14 protein-coding genes are annotated in these 19,039 nt (G+C 74.7%); 1 reads left to right on the top strand and 13 read right to left on the bottom strand.

The features are described 5' to 3' along the window. Window positions 1–5: 5 nt before the first annotated feature. The 13 genes from CLV35_RS04535 to CLV35_RS04595 form a co-directional block, all read right to left on the bottom strand. Window positions 6–3,872, bottom strand: coding sequence for a SpoIIE family protein phosphatase (locus CLV35_RS04535; protein WP_121192173.1), 3,867 nt, complete (start codon window positions 3,870–3,872; stop codon window positions 6–8). A 23-nt stretch (window positions 3,873–3,895) separates the two neighbouring features. Next, a complete protein-coding gene (dhaM, locus tag CLV35_RS04540) occupies window positions 3,896–6,253 on the bottom strand; it encodes a dihydroxyacetone kinase phosphoryl donor subunit DhaM (protein ID WP_183061678.1) in 2,358 nt (785 codons plus the stop codon). 2 nt (window positions 6,254–6,255) lie between these two features. Next, a complete protein-coding gene (gene dhaL / locus CLV35_RS04545) occupies window positions 6,256–6,906 on the bottom strand; it encodes a dihydroxyacetone kinase subunit DhaL (RefSeq protein WP_121192175.1) in 651 nt (216 codons plus the stop codon). Further along, the gene (gene dhaK, locus CLV35_RS04550; protein WP_121192176.1) at window positions 6,903–7,904 is read right to left on the bottom strand and encodes a dihydroxyacetone kinase subunit DhaK; all 1,002 of its coding nucleotides are present in this window, start codon (window positions 7,902–7,904) and stop codon (window positions 6,903–6,905) included. Before dhaK ends, dhaL begins: the two co-directional genes overlap by 4 nt. Before the next feature lie 118 nt (window positions 7,905–8,022). Continuing rightward, window positions 8,023–8,628, bottom strand: coding sequence for a helix-turn-helix domain-containing protein (locus tag CLV35_RS04555; RefSeq protein WP_121192177.1), 606 nt, complete (start codon window positions 8,626–8,628; stop codon window positions 8,023–8,025). Next, on the bottom strand, window positions 8,625–9,740 hold the full coding sequence (locus CLV35_RS04560) for an FAD-dependent oxidoreductase (RefSeq protein ID WP_231121483.1): 1,116 nt from the start codon (window positions 9,738–9,740) through the stop codon (window positions 8,625–8,627). Before CLV35_RS04560 ends, CLV35_RS04555 begins: the two co-directional genes overlap by 4 nt. Next, window positions 9,737–11,056: an FMN-binding glutamate synthase family protein gene (locus CLV35_RS04565; protein WP_121192178.1), complete on the bottom strand. Its 1,320-nt coding sequence runs from the start codon at window positions 11,054–11,056 to the stop codon at window positions 9,737–9,739. The genes CLV35_RS04560 and CLV35_RS04565 overlap by 4 nt, the downstream gene beginning before the upstream one ends. Next, a complete protein-coding gene (locus CLV35_RS04570; protein ID WP_121192382.1) occupies window positions 11,056–11,754 on the bottom strand; it encodes a glutamate synthase in 699 nt (232 codons plus the stop codon). The genes CLV35_RS04565 and CLV35_RS04570 overlap by 1 nt, the downstream gene beginning before the upstream one ends. Beyond that, window positions 11,751–12,617: a class II glutamine amidotransferase domain-containing protein gene (locus CLV35_RS04575; RefSeq protein WP_121192179.1), complete on the bottom strand. Its 867-nt coding sequence runs from the start codon at window positions 12,615–12,617 to the stop codon at window positions 11,751–11,753. The genes CLV35_RS04570 and CLV35_RS04575 overlap by 4 nt, the downstream gene beginning before the upstream one ends. Before the next feature lie 33 nt (window positions 12,618–12,650). After that, a complete protein-coding gene (gene glnT, locus CLV35_RS04580) occupies window positions 12,651–14,036 on the bottom strand; it encodes a type III glutamate--ammonia ligase (protein WP_231121485.1) in 1,386 nt (461 codons plus the stop codon). A gap of 96 nt (window positions 14,037–14,132) precedes the next feature. Further along, a complete protein-coding gene (locus tag CLV35_RS04585; RefSeq protein WP_121192181.1) occupies window positions 14,133–15,230 on the bottom strand; it encodes an ABC transporter permease subunit in 1,098 nt (365 codons plus the stop codon). Beyond that, the gene (locus CLV35_RS04590; protein WP_121192182.1) at window positions 15,227–16,126 is read right to left on the bottom strand and encodes an ABC transporter ATP-binding protein; all 900 of its coding nucleotides are present in this window, start codon (window positions 16,124–16,126) and stop codon (window positions 15,227–15,229) included. The genes CLV35_RS04585 and CLV35_RS04590 overlap by 4 nt, the downstream gene beginning before the upstream one ends. Then, window positions 16,123–16,515, bottom strand: a complete 393-nt coding sequence (locus CLV35_RS04595) for a GntR family transcriptional regulator (RefSeq protein WP_121192183.1) — start codon at window positions 16,513–16,515, stop codon at window positions 16,123–16,125. Before CLV35_RS04595 ends, CLV35_RS04590 begins: the two co-directional genes overlap by 4 nt. Window positions 16,516–16,654: 139 nt before the next feature. Here CLV35_RS04595 and CLV35_RS04600 point away from each other — a divergent pair, with 139 nt between their 5' ends. Next, window positions 16,655–18,982: a glycoside hydrolase family 31 protein gene (locus CLV35_RS04600; RefSeq protein WP_121192184.1), complete on the top strand. Its 2,328-nt coding sequence runs from the start codon at window positions 16,655–16,657 to the stop codon at window positions 18,980–18,982. Window positions 18,983–19,039: the final 57 nt, after the last annotated feature.

Genomic DNA, 19,039 nt, shown 5'->3' on the forward strand with positions numbered 1-19,039 from the left:
GCCGCTCAACGGGCGCGCGCCACGGGCAGCGGCAGCGTCGCCCACACCGCCTTGCCGGTCGGCGTGGGCCGGATCGCCCAGCGCTCGGCGAGCCGCGCGACCAGCTGCACGCCGCGCCCGTGCTCGTCCTCCGGCGTCGGCCGCATCAGCGTGGGCGCCGAGCTGGTGCCGTCGCTGACCTCGAGCACCAGGGAGCGGGGAGCGCGCCGCACCCGCAGCACCACCGGGCTGCGCCCGTGCACCAGCCCGTTGGTCACCAGCTCGCTCACCAGCAGCAGCGCGACGTGCTCGGTGTCCTCGTCCACGTCCCACTCGCGCAGCGAGCGCCGCACCGCCCGTCGGGCCACGCCGACGGCCGCCAGGTCGTCGGGCACGGGCACCGTGATCGCCCGGAGCTCGCTGCTCGGGTCGACCTGCACGAGCAGCACCGCGACGTCGTCGTCGGGGCCCTGCGGCAGCAGCCGGCCGACCAGCTCGCGCGGCGTGCCGGCCTGCAGCTCGCGGGCGGTCGCGCCCAGCGCCTCGGCGAGCGAGTCGATGCCCGCGTCGATGTCGCTGTCGCGCCGCTCGACCAGCCCGTCGGTGTAGAGCGCGAGCACCGCGCCGGGCTCGAGCAGGATGCGGTGCTCCGGCGGCGCGCCCGTGGCCGTGCCCAGCGGGGCGCCGGCGGGCGAGTCGAGCCGCGCGACCGTGCCGTCGGCGGCCCGCAGCAGCGGGGGCAGGTGGCCCGCGTTGGCCCAGGTCAGCGCGTGGTCGTGGGGGTCGTGGACGGCGTAGACGCAGGTGACGATCTGGTCGTCGCCGAGGTCGCGCACGACGCCGTCGAGGTGGGCGAGCACGTCGCCCGGCGGCAGGTCGAGACGGGCGTAGGCCCGCACGGCGGAGCGCAGCTGCCCCATCACCGCCGCCGCCCGCACGCCGCGGCCCATCACGTCGCCGAGCACCAGCGCCGTGCGCCCCGCGCCCAGGTCGATGACGTCGTACCAGTCACCGCCGACCTGCGTGCCCTCGACGCCCGCCCGGTAGTAGGCCGCGACGGTCAGGGTGTCGGCGCGCACGTCGGCAGCGGGCAGCAGGCTGCGCTGCAGCTCGTCGGCGATGCTGTGCTCGCGAGACGCGGCCTCGGAGCGCGCAGCCGCGTCGGCGAGGGCGCGCTCGGCGGCCCGCTGCTCGCTGACGTCCTGGTTGCTGCCGCGGATGCGCGTCGGTGCGCCGGTCTCGTCGTGCTCGACCTCGCCGAGCGTGCGGTAGGTGCGCACCTCGCCGTCCTGGCCGGTGATCCGCACCTCGTAGTCGATGGGCGATCCGTTCGCGGTCGCCGCCTCGAGCACGGTGCGCACGTGGTCGCTGTCGTCGGGGTGGACGCGCGCCGCGACCAGCTCGGCGCCGCCGGGCCGGGCGAGCTCCTCGCGGGTGAACCCCACCTGGCGGGCGAACTCCGGCGAGGCCGTCACCGCGAGGGTGGCCAGCTCGACCTCCCAGCTGCCCACCTGCGCCAGTCGCTGGGCCTGGTCGAGCAGCTCCTGGCTGCGCTCGAGCGCGCGGCGGGTGCGGCGCACCCGGTCGAGCTCGAGGTTCGCGCGCACCCGGGCGAGCAGCTCGCGCCCCGAGAACGGCTTGACGAGGTAGTCGTCGGCCCCGGCCTCCAGCCCCTCGACCGTCGCCTCCTCGCCGGCGCGCGCGGACACCATGACCACCGGCACCTGCGCGGTGAGCGGGTCGGCTCGCAGGGCTGCGAGCAGGCCGAAGCCGTCGAGCGCGGGCATCATCACGTCGGTGAGCACCAGGTCGGGCGCCGCCTGCCGGGCCAGTCCCAGGGCCGCCGCGCCGTCCTCGGCGACCAGCACCCCGTGGTCGGGGGCGAGCAGCCGCGCCATGTAGTCGCGCATGTCGGCGTTGTCGTCGGCGACGAGCACGCGCGGCCGGGTGCCGCTCTCCGTGTCAGGGGTACGCGGGCGGTCGCGACCCGGCGTCGCGCCGCCGCCCGCGGAGCTGTCGTCACGGGCGTCGAGCCAGCGCAGCGCCTCCGCGAGGAAGCCGCGGGCGCTGCGCTCCGCCGCGCCGGTTCCCGCCTCGGTCGCGGTGCCGAGCGTGCCGTCGGAGCCGCCGGCCTCGTCGCCGCGGCTGGCGGGGATGCGCACGGCGAACGTCGAGCCGCGGCCCGGCTCGCTCTCGAGCGAGACCTCGCCGGAGTGGGCGGCGGCGAGCTCGGCGATGAGGGCGAGCCCGATGCCCGAGCCCTCGTGGCTGCGCGAGGCGGCGCCGGCGACCCGGTTGAAGCGCTCGAACAGCCCGGCCTGCCGCTCGGGCGGGATGCCGGTGCCGGTGTCCTCGACCTCCAGCACCACGAAGTCGCCCTCGGCGCGCAGCCGCACGCTGATCCGGCCCTCGAAGGTGAACTTGAGCGCGTTGGAGAGCAGGTTGAGCACGATCTTGGCCCACATCTCGCGGTCGACCAGGACCGGCGAGCCCAGCGGCGGGCAGTCGACCTCGAGGCTGAGCCCCACCCGCTGCACGGCGACGGTGAAGGTCGCGGCGAGCTCGGCGGTGTAGGCGGCGAGGTCGACGGGCTCGAACTCGGCGTGCAGGCTGCCGGCCTCCAGGCGGGAGAAGTCGAGCAGCGTGTTGACCAGCTTGAGCAGGCGCTCGCCGTTGCGCTCGACGATCTCCATCCGCTCGCGCTGCACCGGGTCGAGGGGGTGGCGGGAGTCGGCCAGCGCGTCCTCCGCCGGCCCGAGCAGCAAGGTCAGCGGGGTCCGGAACTCGTGGCTGACGTTGGTGAAGAAGGCGGTCTTGGCGCGGTCGAGCTCGACCAGGCGCTCGGTGCGCTCGCGCTCCTGCTGGTAGGCCCGCGCGGTCGCGAGCGCCGACCCGAGCTGGTCGGCGAGCAGCTCGACGAAGCCGCGGGCGTCGGCGTCGACGGGCCGGTAGGGGTTGAGCCCCGCGACCAGGAAGCCGTGGGCGCCCGCGGAGCCCTGCTGCCGGAACGGCAGGAGCAGCGCGTGGGACGGCGGGCGGTCCCATGCGCCGGTGGGCAGGTCGGCGAAGCGGTCGGCGAGGTCGTCGAGCGTGACGACCTCGCCGTCGAGCACCCGCGCGAGCGGCCACGGAGCGTGCGTGTCGTCGAGGCCGAGCACCGCGGGCGCGGCGGGGTGGCCGGCGGCAAGGCCGGTAGAGGCCGCGAGCACCGCGGAGCCGGAGTCCTCGGCGAGCTGGTAGACCATCGTGAAGGGAAGCTCGCGCGGGTTGGCGGAGAGCTGCGCGCTCGCGGCCTCGAGCACGTCGGCCTCGCTGCGCAGTGCCGTGACGTGGGCGCCGAGGTCGCGCACGGTGGCCAGGCGCCGGGCGCCGATCACGCGCTCGGTGTCCTCCGACACGACGCACAGCATGCCGACGATGGCGCCGTCGTCGTCGGTCAGCGGGCTGTAGGAGAACGTGTGGTAGGTCTCCTCGCGGTAGCCCGAGCGCTCGAGGAACAGCAGCAGCGCCTCGTCCCAGGTGGCCTCGCCCGTGCCGGTCACCGACTCGATGCGCGGGCCGATCTCCGGCCAGATCTCGGCCCAGACCTCGCTGGCGGGCCGGCCGAGCGCCCACGGGTACTTCGCGCCGAGGGTGTCGCGGCGGTAGGCCTCGTTGCAGAAGAACGTGAGCTCCGGTCCCCAGGCCATCCACATGGAGAACCGCGACGAGAGCAGCACGCGCACGACGCTGCGCAGGCTCTGCGGCCAGTCCTCCGGCGGGCCGAGCGGGGTCGACGCCCAGTCGACGCGGGCCAGGTCGCGGCCCACCTCGCCGCCCGCGGAGAAGACGGCGGGGAGCTCTGGTCCGGAGGCGTCCGTCCCGTCGACGCGGTCGGGCGCCTGGCTGGTCATGCCGTCGAGTATGGACGAACCGGTCACGGGCGCAGCGCGGCCTTCACTGCCGCGACGGACACCGGCGCCATCGACAGCTCGTCGACGCCCAGGGCGACCAGGCGGGCGGCTGTCTCCGGGTCACCGGCCAGCTCGCCGCAGACCGCGACGCGGCACCCGCCGCGGCGCGCCCCCGCCACGACCTGCTCGAGCGTCCGCCAGACCGCTGTCGCGTCGGGCCGGTAGAGCCCGGCGACCTCGGGCAGGGTGCGCTCGGCGGCCACGAGGTACTGCACCAGGTCGTTGGTGCCGACGCTGACGAAGTCGACGACGGCGGCCAGCTCGTCGACCGCGAGCGCCGCGGCGGGGACCTCGACCATGACGCCGAGGGCGGACGGCAGCGCGTACGCAGCGCCCTCCGCCTGCAGCTCGGCGCCCGCCCGCTCGACGACGTCGCGGAACGCCTGCGCCTCGTCGGCGAAGGTGACCATGGGCGCCATCAGCGCCACCTCCGAGGCGGTGCTGGCGGCGGCGCGCAGCACCGCGCGTACCTGCGTGCGCAGCACCTCTGGGTGGGCGAGCCCGTGCCGCAGGCCGCGCTCGCCGAGGAAGCCGTGGCGCACCGGGTCCAGCCGCAGCGCCGGCAGCTGCTTGTCGCCGCCGACGTCGAGCGTGCGCACCACGACCGGTGCGCCGTCCAGCGCGGCGAAGACCGCGGCCAGCCCGGCCGCCTGCTCCTCCTCGCCGGGCAGCTCGGCGCGGTCGAGGAACATCAGCTCGGTACGCAACAGCCCCACCCCGTCGGCACCGGCCTCCCGCGCGGCGCGGGCCTCCGCGACGCTGGCGACGTTGGCGCGGACCTCGACCCGCCGGCCGTCCGGCAGCACCACCGGGGCAGCGGCGGCGGCCTGCGCCTCGTGGCGCTCGCGCTCCGCCGCAGCCCGGCGCTCGTGCGCCTCGGCGACCGCCGCCGGGTCGGCCGGTGCCGTGAGCCGTCCCGCCGTCCCGTCGAGCACAGCGGGCACCCCGGCCTCGAGCCCGAGCACCGCGCCACCCAGCCCGACCACCATGGGCAGCCCGAGCCCGCGCGCGAGCAGGCTCGCGTGCGCCGTGCGAGCCCCGCCCGCCGTCGCCACCCCGGCGACGCCCGCCTCGGCCAGCTGCGGCACCTGCGAGGGCAGCAGGTCCGCTGCCACAACGACCGCGCCGGCCAGGCGCTCGGCCGGCGGGAGGGCCGCGTCGAGCGAGGGGTCGAGCAGCGCCAGCACCTGCAGGCCGACGTCGAGCACGTCGGCCGCCCGCCCGGCCACCACCTCGTCGCCGCCCGCCAGCACCGCCCGGGCGTCGCCGACCACGCGCCACCAGGCGCTGGCAGCTGACGCGCCGCCGGCCACGAGCTGCTGGGCCGTCCCGGCGAGCGCCGGGTCGGCGAGCAGCGCGCGGTGCGCCTGCACGACGTCGTCGCTCGAGGCGGCGAGCCGGGCGTCGAGCGTGCGCAGCGCCTCCTGCAGCCGTGCCCCCTCGGCCGCGGAGTGGGACCCGATCTCCGCCGCGGTGCGCTCCGGGACGTGCGGCTCCTCGCCACCCAGGTGCACCAGCGGCCCGGCCGCCACTCCGGGCGAGGCGGCGGTGCCGGAGAAGTCCGGCCCGGTCGACGCCGCGTCGCTCGTCCTGCCGGGCGACGGTGCCGGCTCCGGCGGCCCGTCCAGCTCGCCGAACCCCTGCTCCACCAGCTCGGCCACGGTGCGGACGGCGGTCGCGGCGTCGGGGCCGGAGACGCGTAGGTCCACCTCGTCGCCGCCGCGCAGCGCGAGCCCCACGACGCCGAGCACGCTGCGCGCGTCGACACCCGGCCCGCCGGGCCGGCCGAGCGTCGTGCGCGCGTCGAGCCCGGCCAGCGCCCGGGCCACGGCGGCGGCCGGCCGCGCGTGCAGGCCGAGCGGGTTGACCAGCACCAGCGTCGTCCGCTCCTCGGCGTCGTCCCCCGCCTCGGGCGCGGCGCCCTGCGCGAGCCCTGCCGCTGCAGCGACCACCTCCTGCACGCCGGCACGTCCCTGCGCGGCCACGGCCGCCGCCAGCGTCCCTTCGACGAGGGGCGCGTCGACCACGGTGACGAGCCGGCGCACGTCGTCGTCCAGCAGCTCGAGCGCGGTCTCGGTCGTCAGCAGGGCCGAGCCGAGGTCGTAGGTCACCACGACCCCGGAGGCGTCGGCCGACGCCTGCTCCAGCGCGGTCAGCACCCGGTCGAAGCTCGTGCCCACGCCGCCGTCGTCGGTGCCGCCGGCGGGCAGCACGAGGACGTCCGGTGCCATCTGCCGCGCCAGCTCGGCCACGCCGTCGGCGATGCCGGCGACGTGGGAGACGACGACGAGGCCGACCCGCGCGACGACGCCGTCCGCCACCGTCACTGCCCGGCGACGGAGGCGAAGGCGGCGAACAGCATCGCGGTGGAGGTGGCGCCCGGGTCCTGGTGGCCCGCGCTGCGCTCCCCGAGGTAGCTGGCCCGGCCCTTGCGCGCCACGAGCGGCACGGTCGCGGCTGCCCCGTCCTGCGCCGCGGCCGAAGCCGCCGCCAGGACCGCGGAGACGTCGCCACCCCCGTCGAGCGCCGCCTGTGCCGCCTCGACGGCCGGCGTCCAGGCGTCGACCATCGTCTTGTCTCCCGGCTCCGCCTTGCCCCGGCTGACGATGCCGTCGCGGGCCGCGACCAGCAGCGCCACGACGTCCTCGGCGCCGAGCTGGTCCTTGCCGGCCACGGCGGTCGACGCGCGCAGGAAGGCCGTGCCGTAGAGCGGCCCGGACGCCCCGCCCACCTTGCGGATCAGGGTGGTCGCCACGGCCTTGAGAGCGTCGGCCGGAGATGCGGGCGGCTCCGCCGCGAGCGCCTCGAGGGCTGCCGCGAGCCCGCGCGCCATGTTCTCGCCGTGGTCGGCGTCGCCGATGGCCGAGTCGAGGTCGATGAGGTACTGCCGGTTCTCGGTGACGACCGCGCCGAAGCGCGTGACGGCGGCGACCACGTCGGCCGTGGTCAGGGAGTCCGTCACGGGCGTGCTCACGCTCCCCAGCGCAGCGCGGCGGTGTGCACGGGCGCGTCCCAGAGCTCGACCATCTCGTCGTCGAGGCGCAGGAGGCTGACCGACATGCCCTGCATCTCCAGGCTGGTGATGTAGTTGCCGACCAGGCGACGCTCGACCGTGATGCCGCGCTCGCGCAGCACGGCCTCGGCGTGCCGGTAGGCGATGTAGAGCTCCAGCAGCGGCGTGCCGCCCATGCCGTTGACGAACAGCAGCGCCCGGTCGCCGGAGGCGAACGGCAGGTCCTCCAGCACCGGGGCGAGCAGCCGGTCGACGATCGCGTCGGCGGGCTCGAGCGGCAGCCGCTCGCGGCCCGGCTCGCCGTGGATGCCGATGCCGATCTCCATCTCGCCCTCGCCGAGCTCGAACGTCGGCTTGCCCGCGTGCGGGACCGTGCACGAGGTCAGCGCCATGCCCATCGAGCGGACGTTCGCGTTCACCCGCTCGCACAGCGTCCGCACCGCCGCCAGGTCGTCGCCGCGCTCGGCGGCCGCGCCGACGATCTTCTCGATCAGCACGGTGCCGCCGACGCCGCGGCGACCGGCGGTGTAGAGGCTGTCCTTGACGGCCACGTCGTCGTCGACGACGACCGCGGCCACCTCGATCCCGTCGGCGGCGGCGAGCTCGGCGCCGGTCTCGAAGTTGAGCACGTCGCCGGTGTAGTTCTTCACGATGTGGAGCACGCCCGCCCCGCCGTCGACCGCCTTGGTGGCGGCCTCGATCTGGTCCGGCGTCGGGGAGGTGAAGACCGCGCCGGGGCAGGCGGCGCTCAGCATGCCGCGCCCGACGAAGCCGCCGTGCAGCGGCTCGTGGCCGCTGCCGCCTCCGGAGACGACGGCGACCTTGCCGGGGACGCCGCCGCCCTTGCGCACGACGACGGCCGGGTCGAGCCGGACGTCGATGAGGTCGGCGTGCGCCAGGGCCATGCCCTGCAGCGCCTCGGCCACGACGTCGGACGGGTCGTTGATGATCTTCTTCACGCACGCCTCCACGGTGAGACAGCGCCCACGGCCGCGGGCTGGTGATCACGTCCTACCGGATCACCGGTGCCCTGGCCAGGGTGCAGCGTTCGGCAATGCCGACGCCTGTGCGCAGCCGTCAGTCGAGCGCGTGGTCGCCGTAGGCCGTGACCGACAGGAAGCGCACCGGCAGCTCGACGAGCTCGTCGGGCCCGTGGGCGCCCTCGCCGTCGAACTGCAGAGCGTCGCCCGGGTGCAGCGTGTAGCGCGCGTCGCCGTGGCCGTAGACGACCACGCCCTCGAGCATGAACAGCAGCTCGGTGCCGGGGTGCTGGAACAGCGGGAAGACCTCGCTCGACTCGGTGAGCGTGACGAGCACCGCCTCCATGCGCTTGTGCGGCCCGCGCAGCGCCCCCAGCAGCTCGTAGTGGTGTCCGACCCGGCTGCCGCGGCGCACGATGCGCGCACCGGAGCCCGCTGGCACGTAGACCGCCTCGCGCTCGCTGTCGACTCCTCGGAACAGCGCCGTGACCGGCACCTCGAGGCCGGCGGCCAGCCGGCCCAGGGTCGTCAGGCTGCACGAGGTCTGCGCGTTCTCGATCTTCGACAGCATCGCCTTGGAGACGCCCACCCGTGCGGCCATGTCGGCGACGGAGAGCCCGGCGGCCAGGCGGTAGGTGCGCACCTGCCGGGCGATGGCCGCCTCGAGCTCGCCGGGGGCCGACTCCTGCGTCACGAGGCTCATCGTGCCGCAGCCCCTGCCAGGTGGGCGGCGAGGGTGAAGCGCTCCTCGCGGGGCGGTACGCCGGTGGCGAGGTCCGCCGCCAGCTCCCCGACCAGCGGCGCGAACTTGGCACCGTGCCCGGAGCACGGCGAGCACACGACGACCGAGCCCTGCCGGTCGATGACGAAGTCCTCGTTCGCGGTGTTCGTGTAGAGGCAGGTCGTCTCCGACGACGGCTGCGGGTTGAGGCCGGGGAGCCACCGGCGTACGTAGTCGACCGTCCGCTCGCGGGCGGCGTCGAGCACCACGCCGTCCCGCGTCGTGGCGCTCGTGGGCACCGACCAGTCGTGCTCGGCGACCTTGCGGGCGTCGCCGGGACCGCCCGACCGGCCGCCGGGCAGGTGGTAGACGCCGCGCTCGCCCTTGTGGATGACGACGGGGGTGTCGGCGGCCAGCGTCGTGCGCTCGAAGTGGAAGACCTGCTGCTGGTAGACCGTCAGCGGCGGCAGGGGCACGAGCCCCCGCAGCAGGTCGGGCATCCACGCGCCGGCAGCGGCGACGACCCGCCTCGCAGTCACCGGTCCCAGTGGCGTGGTGAGCTCCGCACCGCCGGCGTCGGCGTGGATGCGGGTCACCGCAGCACCCGTCACCACCTGCGCGCCGTGCGCCGCCGCACCGGTGAGGAAGGCGGCGACCGCGCCCTCGGCATCGACCGTGCCCGCCTGCGCGTGGTGCAGCACCGGGCCGTCGAAGACGAGGCCCGGCCAGCGGGTGGCTGCCTCGTCGGCCGGCAGCAGCTCGCACGGCACGCCCGCGCCGCGCAGCGTCTGCGCGAGGGTGTCCGGGTCGCGGCCCCCGCCGTGGTCGAGCCCGCCCACGAGGCGCAGCAGCGACGTGCCGGTCGTCTGCTCCAGCTCGCGCCAGAGCTCGAACGCCTCGCCGGTCAGCCGCACCCAGAACGGGTCGGGGTAGGCGCGGCGCACGATGCGCGCGCTTCCCGACGAGCTGCCGCCGGCGTGGGCTGGCTGGTGCTGCTCGAAGAGCACGACGTGCAGCCCGCGGCGCGCCGCGGCCCAGGCGGTGGCGGCGCCCATCAGGCCACCACCGACCACTGCGACGTCGTAGGCACTCACAGGCCGGTGCCCGGGACCCACGTGGTGCCGGCGAGGGGCACTCGTGCCATGGCCGCCGCCTCGATGGTGAGGGCCACGAGGTCCTCCGGCTCGAGCGAGCGCAGGTGCGACTTGCCGCACGCTCGGGCCAGGATCTGCGCCTCCATGGTCATGACGCGTATGAAGTTGGCCAGCCGGTGCCCGGCGAGCTCGGGATCGAGGCGCGCGGCCAGGTCGTCGTCCTGGGTCGTGATGCCGGCCGGATCGCGACCCGCTTGCCAGTCGTCGTAGTAGCCGGCGGCCGAGCCGAGGGCGCGGTAGTCCTCGTCGTACTCCGGCGAGTTGTCGCCCATCGCGATGAGCGCCGCCGTGCCGATCGCCACCGCGTCGGCTCCGAGGGCCATGCACTTGGCGAGGTCTGCGCCGCTGCGGATGCCGCCCGAGACGATGAGCTGGACCTTGCGGTGCACGCCCTGCTCCTGCAGCGCCTGCACCGCCTGCGGGATCGCGGCCAGGGTCGGGATGCCGACGTGCTCGATGAAGACGTCCTGCGTCGCCGCTGTCCCGCCCTGCATGCCGTCGACGACGACGACGTCCGCGCCCGACTTCACGGCCAGGTTGACGTCGTAGTAGGTGCGGGTGGCTCCCACCTTGACGTAGATCGGCTTCTCCCAGTCGGTGATCTCGCGCAGCTCGCGGATCTTGATCTCGAGGTCGTCGGGCCCGGTCCAGTCGGGGTGCCGGCAGGCGCTGCGCTGGTCGACGCCGACGGGCAGGGTGCGCATCCCGGCCACCCGGTCGGTGATCTTCTGGCCGAGCAGCATGCCGCCGCCGCCGGGCTTCGCGCCTTGGCCGAGCACGACCTCGATCGCGTCGGCCCGCCGCAGGTCGTCGGGGTTCATGCCGTAGCGCGACGGGAGGTACTGGTAGACGAGCTGCTTGCTCTGACTGCGCTCCTCGGGCGTCATGCCTCCGTCGCCCGTGGTCGTCGACGTGCCGACCTCGCTCGCGCCGCGCCCGATCGCCTCCTTCGCCCGCCCCGACAGGGCGCCGAAGCTCATGCCGGCGATCGTCACCGGGGTCGAGATGTGCAGCGGGTACGTCGCGTGCCGGTCGCCGAGCACCACGTCGGTGTCGCAGCGCTCGCGGTAGCCCTCGAGCGGGTAGCGCGACATGCTGGCGCCGAGGAAGAGCAGGTCGTCGAAGTGCGGGACCGGCCGCTTCGCCCCGCCGCCGCGGATGTCGTAGATCCCGGTGCGCGCGGCGCGCTGGATCTCGGCGATGGTCGCGCGGTCGAACGTCGCCGACTCGCGGAGCACGGGCGCTGGCTGGGACATCAGTAGGCACCTGCGTTCTCGACGTGGAAGTTGTAGAGGGTGCGGGCCGAGCCGTAGCGGCGGAACGTCGCCGGGTCGGCCTCGATGCCCGCCTGCTCGAGCAGGTCGGCCAGCTCGGCGAGGTGCTCGGCGCGTACCTCCTTCTCGACGCAGTCGGCGCCGAGCGACCGTACGCGCCCGGCGACGTAGATGCGCGCCTCGTAGAGCGAGTCGCCGAGCGCGTCTCCCGCGTCGCCGCACACGACGAGCCGGCCGGCCTGGCCCATGAAGGCGCTCATGTGCCCGACGCTGCCGCCGACCACGATGTCGACGCCCTTCATGGAGATGCCGCAGCGGGCGGAGGCGTTGCCGTGGATCGCGAGCAGGCCGCCGTGGGCGGTGGCTCCCGCCGACTGCGACGCGTCGCCCGTCACGACGACGCGGCCGGACATCATGTTCTCGGCGACGCCGACGCCCACGTTGCCCTCGACGACCACCTCGGCCTGCTGGTTCATGCCGGCGCAGTAGTAGCCGGCGTGGCCGGCGATCTCGACGCGTACGGGTGCGTCCAGGCCGCACGCCACGTTGTGGGCGCCCTCGGGGTTGAGGACGCGCCAGAGCGGCGCAGGGTCGGGTGCGTGCAGAGCGCTGTTGAGCTCGCGGACGCTGGTCTCGGCGAGGTCGACGAGCGTCGCAGTGGTCTGCTCTGGTGCTGTCATCGTCGCCACGTGTAGACCTCTTCCGGCTCGGGCTCGAAGATGCGGGCTGCACCGATGCCGGGCAGCTGGGCCAGCGCGCGGTACTCCGACGCCATCGCGACCCACTGCTCGGTCACGGCGAGGATCGCGGGCTTGCAGGCGATGGCGTCGCGCACGACTGCGAACGTGTCGGCCGTGGTGACGACCAGCGTGTAGAAGCCGTCGAAGGTCTCGCACAGCAGGCGCAGCGACTTCTCGAGGTCGTTGCCCTCGGCCATGCGGGCGGCGAGGAAGCGCGCGCCGACCTCCGAGTCGTTGTCGGAGTCGAACACCGCACCCTCTGCGATCAGCTCGCGCCGGATCGTCGCGTGGTTGGCGAAGGACCCGTTGTGGACCAGGCACAGGTCGTCGGCCACGGAGAAGGGGTGGCTGTGAGCGGAGGTCACCGCCGACTCGGTCGCCATGCGCGTGTGCGCCAGGCCCTGCCAGCCCTGGCGGCTGCCCAGCGCGATGTCGACCGCCAGCTGGTCCGGGTGGCCGGTGCCCTTCAGCACCGCGAGCTCGTGTCCCCGGCCGATGACGGTCGCCTCGGGGAAGGCCTGCCGGGCCAGCAGCTCGAGCTCGGCAGGTTCCCTGCTGCCCCGCACGACCGTCGTCTCACCGGCCACGACGGTGCTGAGGTCCGCGTCCGCCGCAGGGTCGTCGACGCCCAGCAGCGACACGGCCGACAGACCGGGCGGCGTGAGGTCCGGGTCGCCGTAGAGCGCGACGCCGGCGGAGTCGGGCCCGCGCTCGCAGACCTGGTGGAGCATGGCCGCCATCAGCGAGCCGAGCTGGGGGTGGAGGGCTGGGTCGAACAGCTGCAGCCCGGCGATGCCGCACATGGGCGGTGGGGTCCTCTCGGTGGACGGAGCGGGTCAGACGGCGGTCAGGTAGCGGTCGATCTCCCACGGGCTGACGGCGCCGTGCCAGTCGTAGAACTCCTCGCGCTTGAGCTCGGCGTAGTAGTCGCTCACGCCGGCACCGGGGTCGACCGAGTCGAGCACGCCGCGCAGCACCGGGCTGGCCTCGAGCGCGGCGACCGCGTCCAGCAGCGTGCGCGGGAGGCTGTGCGGCGCCGCAGTGCCCGGGGCACCCGGATCGAGCCCGCGCTGCACGCCGTCGAGCCCGGCGCCCAGGGCGGCGGCCGCGGCGAGGTAGGAGTTGGCCGACCCGTCCCCGGCGCGCAGCTCGACGCGGTGGGCGTCGGGGACGCGGACCATGTGGGTGCGGTCGTTGCCGCCGTAGCTCGCCTGCCGCGGCGCCCAGGTGGCGCCCGACGCGGTCGTCGTTGCGCCGGTGCGCTTGTAGGAGTTGACGGTCGGCGCGATGAGCGCGTGCAGCGCCGGGGCGTGCTCGAGCAGGCCAGCGACGAAGGAGTACGCGGTGGGCGAGAGCCCGAGGCCGTGCGGGTCGTCGCCCGTGCCCGGGAAGAGCGCTTCGCCCTCGCGCCACAGCGACAGGTGCAGGTGCATCCCGCTGCCCGTGCGGTCGGAGAAGGGCTTGGGCATGAACGTGGCCGTCATGCCGCGCTGCTCCGCGAGCACCTGGATGACGTAGCGCAGGGTCACGACACGGTCTGCAGTGGTCAGCACGTCGGCGTGGAGGAAGTTCTTCTTGAACTGGCCGTTGCCGTCCTCGTGGTCGCTGGCGTAGGGCGACCAGCCGAGCCCGGCCATCACGTCCGACACCGTCGTGAGGTGGTCGAGCATGCGGGTCAGCCCGCGGGCGTCGTAGCACGGTCGTGCCGCGTCGTCGCGCGCGTCGGCCGGCACGAGCGAGCCGTCGCTGGCGCGGTGGACGAGGAAGTACTCGATCTCGGCGCCGGCGACCAGCTCGAGCCCCTCGCGCCGGGCGCGGTCGATCATCGAGCGGAGGATCACGCGCGGCGCGTAGGCGTAGGGCCGGCCCTCGACGTGCGGGTCGCAGTGGACGATCGCCAGGCCGGGGCGCACGCTCGGGATGGGCGTGTAGGAGCGCACGTCCGGGACCGCGACGATGTCGGGATCGCGCGGCTGCTGGCCCATCGCACCGGCGGCGTAGCCGGCGAAGCCGACCCCGTCGGCCTCGAAGGCGTCGGCAGCGGTGACGGGCACGAGCTTCGCGCACGGCTTGCCCGTCAGCGTCGTGAACGTCGCGAGCAGGAACCGTACGCCGTCGGCCGCCGCCCGCTCGGCGAGGCTCGGTCCTGCTGCGGGCGCCGGGCGGTCCGCGCCGTCGAGGGTCGAGCCGTCGATCACGGGTGCGTCGAGGGAGAGGGTCACGAGTTGCCTCCGGTCCACCATCAGGAGCCGATGTCTCCTGACAGTGAACCGGTGGCGGATGTCCGGCGTGTTACGCCGACGTGAGATCCGCCGGCGTCAGCTGAAGTCCCGACCCACCCGCCAGAAGCACAGCCCGCACAGCAGTGCCGAGGCGAGGAGGAGCAGCCCGGTCTCGCGCAGCTGCAGCGCCCAGAAGTGCGAGGCCGGCTGGATCACCACCAGCTGCCGGTAGCCCTCGTTGCGCAGCCGGGTGAAGCAGGCCTGGCGGGCCGCGTCACCACCCTGCTGCGCGGTCCGGGTGACCGGGCCGCTGGGCGGCGGGCCCTGCGACACGTCGGGCGGCGGGCCGCCGCCGCAGTCGAAGACCCACGCCGGCAGCGACTGCACCACCGAGCCGGTGCCGTCGACGGTGTCGCTGGTGAGCTGCCAGTCGCCCGAGCCCGCACCGTCGACCACCAGGCGGGTGATCGACGAGGCAGGGTCCCGGGGCCCGTCGCCGCGGGCCTGTATCCCGGCGAAGTTCTCGGCCGTCACGACCAGTGTGCGCCGCTCGGGAGCGACCAGGCGCGCCCGCAGCTCCATCGGCACCAGCACCTGCACGACGGCGACGAGGGCCAGGGTGAGGCCCATCGCGAGGACGCTGCGCCGCAGCAGCAGGCCGAAGGTCGCCCCCACGGCGAGGGCGAACAGCGCGTAGCCGACCGGGACGATGCCCCGCGTACCGAACAGGACCGGGTCCATCCGCGGCGCGGAGAACCGGCCGGCCCCGTGCCCGCGGGCGACGGCGAGGTCGATCGGGTGCGCCCACCAGCCGACCGCGAAGGTGAGCACCGCCGTCCCGGCCGCCACCAGAGCGGCGGCGACGGCGAGCTTGGTCGCCAGCCACCGCGTACGCGTCGTGCTCTGGGTCCACGCCAGGCGGAACGTGCCGGACTCCAGCTCGCGGGCGAGCAGCGGCGCTCCCCAGAACGCACCGACGAGCCCCGGCAGCAGCAGCAGGAGGAGCCCGCCGACGACGTAGAGCAGCCGCTCGGTGCGGTCGAACTGCAGCTGGGACAGGAAACCCGCCCCGGCGCTGCTGCGCAGGTCGCGGATGCGCGGGCCGGTCGCCCCCACTGCCACGAGGGCGACGAGCGCCGCGGCGGCCAGGACGGCAGCCTGCGTGCGCAGCTGGCGCCAGCTCAGCCAGGTCATCGCAGTGCCTCCAGTGCTGGGGTCGGGGCGGCGCCCGGGCGGGCCTCGGGCGCCATGTAGGCGAGCACCAGGTCCTCGAGCGTCAGGGAGTCGACCGCCCACACGGGGTCGAGGACGGGGCGCTCGGTCCGCACGATGAAGCTGGACTGCCGGTCGGTGTGCCGCGCGGAGACGACGTGCTGGTCGGCCGGCAGCGACGCGGCGTCGCGGCGGGGGCCGGTGAGGCGCACGTGCGTGGTGAGCAGGGTGTCGATGTCCCCGGCGACCTGCACGCGCGAGTCGACGAGGACCACGACGTAGTCGCACGCCCGCTCGACGTCCGAGACGACGTGGGACGAGAGCACGACGCTGAGCTCCTGCTCGGCGACCGCCTCCATGAGGTCCTGGAGGAACTCCCTGCGCGCCAGTGGGTCCAGGCTCGCGACGGGCTCGTCGAGCACGAGCAGCTCCGGCCGCTTGGCCACCCCGAGGGTGAGCGCCAGCTGAGCGCGCTGGCCGCCGCTCAGCCGGCCGGCCCGCTGCGCCGGGTCGAGGCCGAGCCGCGAGACCCGGCGCTCGGCGAGCTCCTGGTCCCAGGTGCCGGCGTTGAGGCGCGCCCCGAGGCGCAGGTGGTCGGCGACGCTGAAGGCGGCGTACGTGGGGGTGTCCTGCGCGACGTAGCCGACCCGCGCGAGCTGGCCGGCGTCTCCTGCGGGCGTCCCGCCGAGCACGCGGATCGCGCCGGTCGTGGGACGCAGGAGTCCCACGGCGAGGTTGAGCAGCGTGCTCTTGCCGGCGCCGTTGGGCCCGACCAGCCCCACCACGCGCCCCGCGGGCACCTCGAGCGTGCAGTCGGTCAGCGCCCAACGCCGCCGGTACCTCTTGCCCAGGCCCTCGGCCTGGAGCACGGCAGTCATGCGATGTCCTCCTGTGCGGCTGATCGGACGGTGCTGCGGAAGAGCGCCTCGATCGACTCGTCGTCGAGCCCGGCGCGGCGGGCCTTCGCCAGCCAGCGCGCCAGCTCGTGGCGCAGGGGACCGTGGGCGGCGAGGCTGGTGTCGGTGAGCGTGCGGGTCACGAACGTCCCGAGGCCCGGGCGCGGGCTGACCAGGCCGTCGCGCTCGAGCTCGCGATAGGCCTTGAGCACGGTGTTGGGGTTGATGGCCAGCACCGCGACGACGTCCTTCACCGTCGGCAGCTGGTCGCCCTCGCGCAGGATGCCGAGCCGGAGGGCGTGGCGCACCTGCTGCACGATCTGCAGGTAGGGCGAGACGCCCGAGCGGCCGTCGAGGTGGAACTCGATCATCGCCACTCCATTGCACTAGATGAATAGCACAATAAGACTCCCGTCCCCGGTGCGGCGTCAAGGGCCTCGTGCGCAGCGGGTTCGCTAGCGTTCGCAGCGGGTCGGCGCGGAGCAGTGCCGCCGTGAGGGAGGAACGCCCGTGGACCGCCGCTTCCAGCTCGACACCTCACCGGTCGCGCACCCCGACGCGGTGCTGCAGGGGGACACCTGGCGCATCACCGTGCTGGCCGAGGGTCTCGTGCGCCTCGAGTGGGCGGCCGACGGTCGCTTCGAGGACCGCGCGTCGGTGCTCGCCCTGCACCGCGACCTGCCGGTGCCGGAGTTCACCGTCACCGAGACCCCGCAGGTGCTCGAGGTGACGACCGAGCGGTTCCGGCTCGTCTACGACCGCGGGCCGTTCAGCCCGTCGGGGCTGAGCCTCCAGGTGCGCGGGAACATCTCGAGCTACCACAGCGTCTGGCGCTTCGGTGAGCCCGCGGGCGACCTCGGCGGCACCGCCCGCACGCTCGACATGGCCGACGGCCGACTGCCGCTCGGGCCCGGCGTCGTGTCGAGGTGGGGCGTCGCCGAGCTCGACGACTCGGCCTCGCTGCTGCTCGACGACGACGGGTGGGTGGCGCCGCGCGACGGGAGTCGCATCGACGTCTACGTCTTCGCCTACGGCCGCGACCACCAGGCCGCGCTCGATGCGTTCTACTCGCTGTCGGGCCGGCAGCCCGTGCTGCCGCGGTGGGCGCTGGGCAACTGGTGGAGCCGCTACAAGGCCTACACCGCTGATGAGTACCTCGCGCTGCTCGACCGCTTCGACGAGGAACGGCTGCCGTTCTCGGTGGCTGTGCTCGACATGGACTGGCATCCCGTGGCATCGGTCGACCCGGTCCACGGCAGCGGCTGGACGGGATACAGCTGGAACCGCGAGCTCTTCCCCGACCCGCGCGCCTTCCTGGCCGAGGTGCACCGCCGCGGCTACCGCGTCACCCTCAACGTGCACCCGGCCGACGGCGTACGCGCCTTCGAGGACGCCTACGCGGACCTGTGCCGCGCGCTCGGGCGCAACCCCGACAGCGGCTCGCCGATCGCCTTCGACGTCACCGACCCCGACTTCATGACCGCCTACTTCGACGTGCTGCACCGCCGGCTCGAGGACGACGGCGTCGACTTCTGGTGGGTCGACTGGCAGTCGGGCCCGTTCTCGCGGGTGACGGGCATCGACCCGCTGTGGGTGCTCAACCACTTCCACTTCCTCGACAGCGCGCGTGACGGGGGGCGGCCGCTGACGTTCTCGCGCTACGCCGGACCGGGCAGCCACCGCTACCCCGTCGGGTTCTCGGGCGACTCGCTCATCACCTGGGCCTCGCTCGACTTCCAGGCGGAGTTCACGGCCACCGCCAGCAACATCGGCTACGGCTGGTGGAGCCACGACATCGGCGGACACCTCTTCGGCGTGCGCGACGACGAGCTGGCGCTGCGGTGGTTCCAGCTCGGCGTCTTCTCGCCGATCCTGCGGCTGCACTCGTCGAGCAACCCCTTCCTGGTCAAGGAGCCGTGGAACTTCGGTGCCGAGACGGCCGCGGCGATGGGCGACGCGCTGCGGCTGCGCCACCGGCTGGTGCCCTACCTGCACTCGATGAACCACCGCGCCGCGACCGAGGGCATCCCGCTCGTGCGACCGATGTACTACCTCGACGGCTGGGCGCCGGAGGCCTACTCCGTGCCCAACCAGTTCGAGTTCGGCTCCGAGCTCGTGGTCGCGCCGATCACCTCACCGCGCGACCCGGTGACGCTGCGCGGGTCCGTACGCGCGTGGCTCCCGCCCGGCACGTGGGCCGACCTCCTCACGGGGCTTGTCTACGACGGCGGGCGCGAGCTGGTCCTGCACCGCGACGACCGCTCGGTGCCCGCCCTGGTGAAGGCCGGCGGCATCGTGCCGCTGGCCGCCGAGGACGACCTGCGCGCCGACCGCAACCCCGAGCGGTTCGAGGTCGTGGTGGTGCCGGGGGCCGACGGTGCGTTCGTGCTCGTCGAGGACGACGGCACGGGCAGCAGCACCGAGACGATCCCGACGGTGCGCACGCCGCTCGTGTGGGACCAGTCCGCCGGCACGTTGACGATCGGCCCGGCGGAGGGCGCCACTGGCGCGGTCCCGCCGACGCGCACCTGGACCGTCACCCTGCTCGGCGCCGACGACCAGACCGGCCGGCGCAGCGTGACAGTGGCCGACGCGCCCGTGGACGCGGCGGTGACGGTGGCGTTCGAGCCGGGGCTGCAGCCGCGTACGTCTGCGGTGCGCGAGCGCCTGCTCGACCTGGTCGACCGGGCGCAGCACCCCTACGAGGACAAGAGCGCGATGTGGGCGGTCCTCGAGTCGGAACTGCCGCCCGCCGCCCAGCTGGGTGCGCTCCAGGCGCAGGGCGTCACCGGCGCGCTGCTCTCCGCCGTCACCGAGCTGCTCACCGCCCGGGCCTGACCGCCCCGGAGCCGAGCCCCACGACGTCGTGGTCCCTGGTCGCCGCTCCCGGGCCAC

Source organism: Motilibacter peucedani (assembly GCF_003634695.1).
GTDB classification, from domain to species: Bacteria; Actinomycetota; Actinomycetes; order Motilibacterales; family Motilibacteraceae; genus Motilibacter; species Motilibacter peucedani.

What these genes read in the sequence shown, in the direction of transcription:
- CLV35_RS04535 (WP_121192173.1), bottom strand. Translation starts at nt 3,872, where the DNA reads ATGACCAGCCAGGCGCCCGACCGCGTCGACGGGACGGACGCCTCCGGA.
- CLV35_RS04555 (WP_121192177.1), bottom strand. Translation starts at nt 8,628, where the DNA reads ATGAGCCTCGTGACGCAGGAGTCGGCCCCCGGCGAGCTCGAGGCGGCC.
- CLV35_RS04565 (WP_121192178.1), bottom strand. Translation starts at nt 11,056, where the DNA reads ATGTCCCAGCCAGCGCCCGTGCTCCGCGAGTCGGCGACGTTCGACCGC.
- CLV35_RS04570 (WP_121192382.1), bottom strand. Translation starts at nt 11,754, where the DNA reads ATGACAGCACCAGAGCAGACCACTGCGACGCTCGTCGACCTCGCCGAG.
- CLV35_RS04575 (WP_121192179.1), bottom strand. Translation starts at nt 12,617, where the DNA reads ATGTGCGGCATCGCCGGGCTGCAGCTGTTCGACCCAGCCCTCCACCCC.
- CLV35_RS04585 (WP_121192181.1), bottom strand. Translation starts at nt 15,230, where the DNA reads ATGACCTGGCTGAGCTGGCGCCAGCTGCGCACGCAGGCTGCCGTCCTG.
- CLV35_RS04590 (WP_121192182.1), bottom strand. Translation starts at nt 16,126, where the DNA reads ATGACTGCCGTGCTCCAGGCCGAGGGCCTGGGCAAGAGGTACCGGCGG.
- CLV35_RS04595 (WP_121192183.1), bottom strand. Translation starts at nt 16,515, where the DNA reads ATGATCGAGTTCCACCTCGACGGCCGCTCGGGCGTCTCGCCCTACCTG.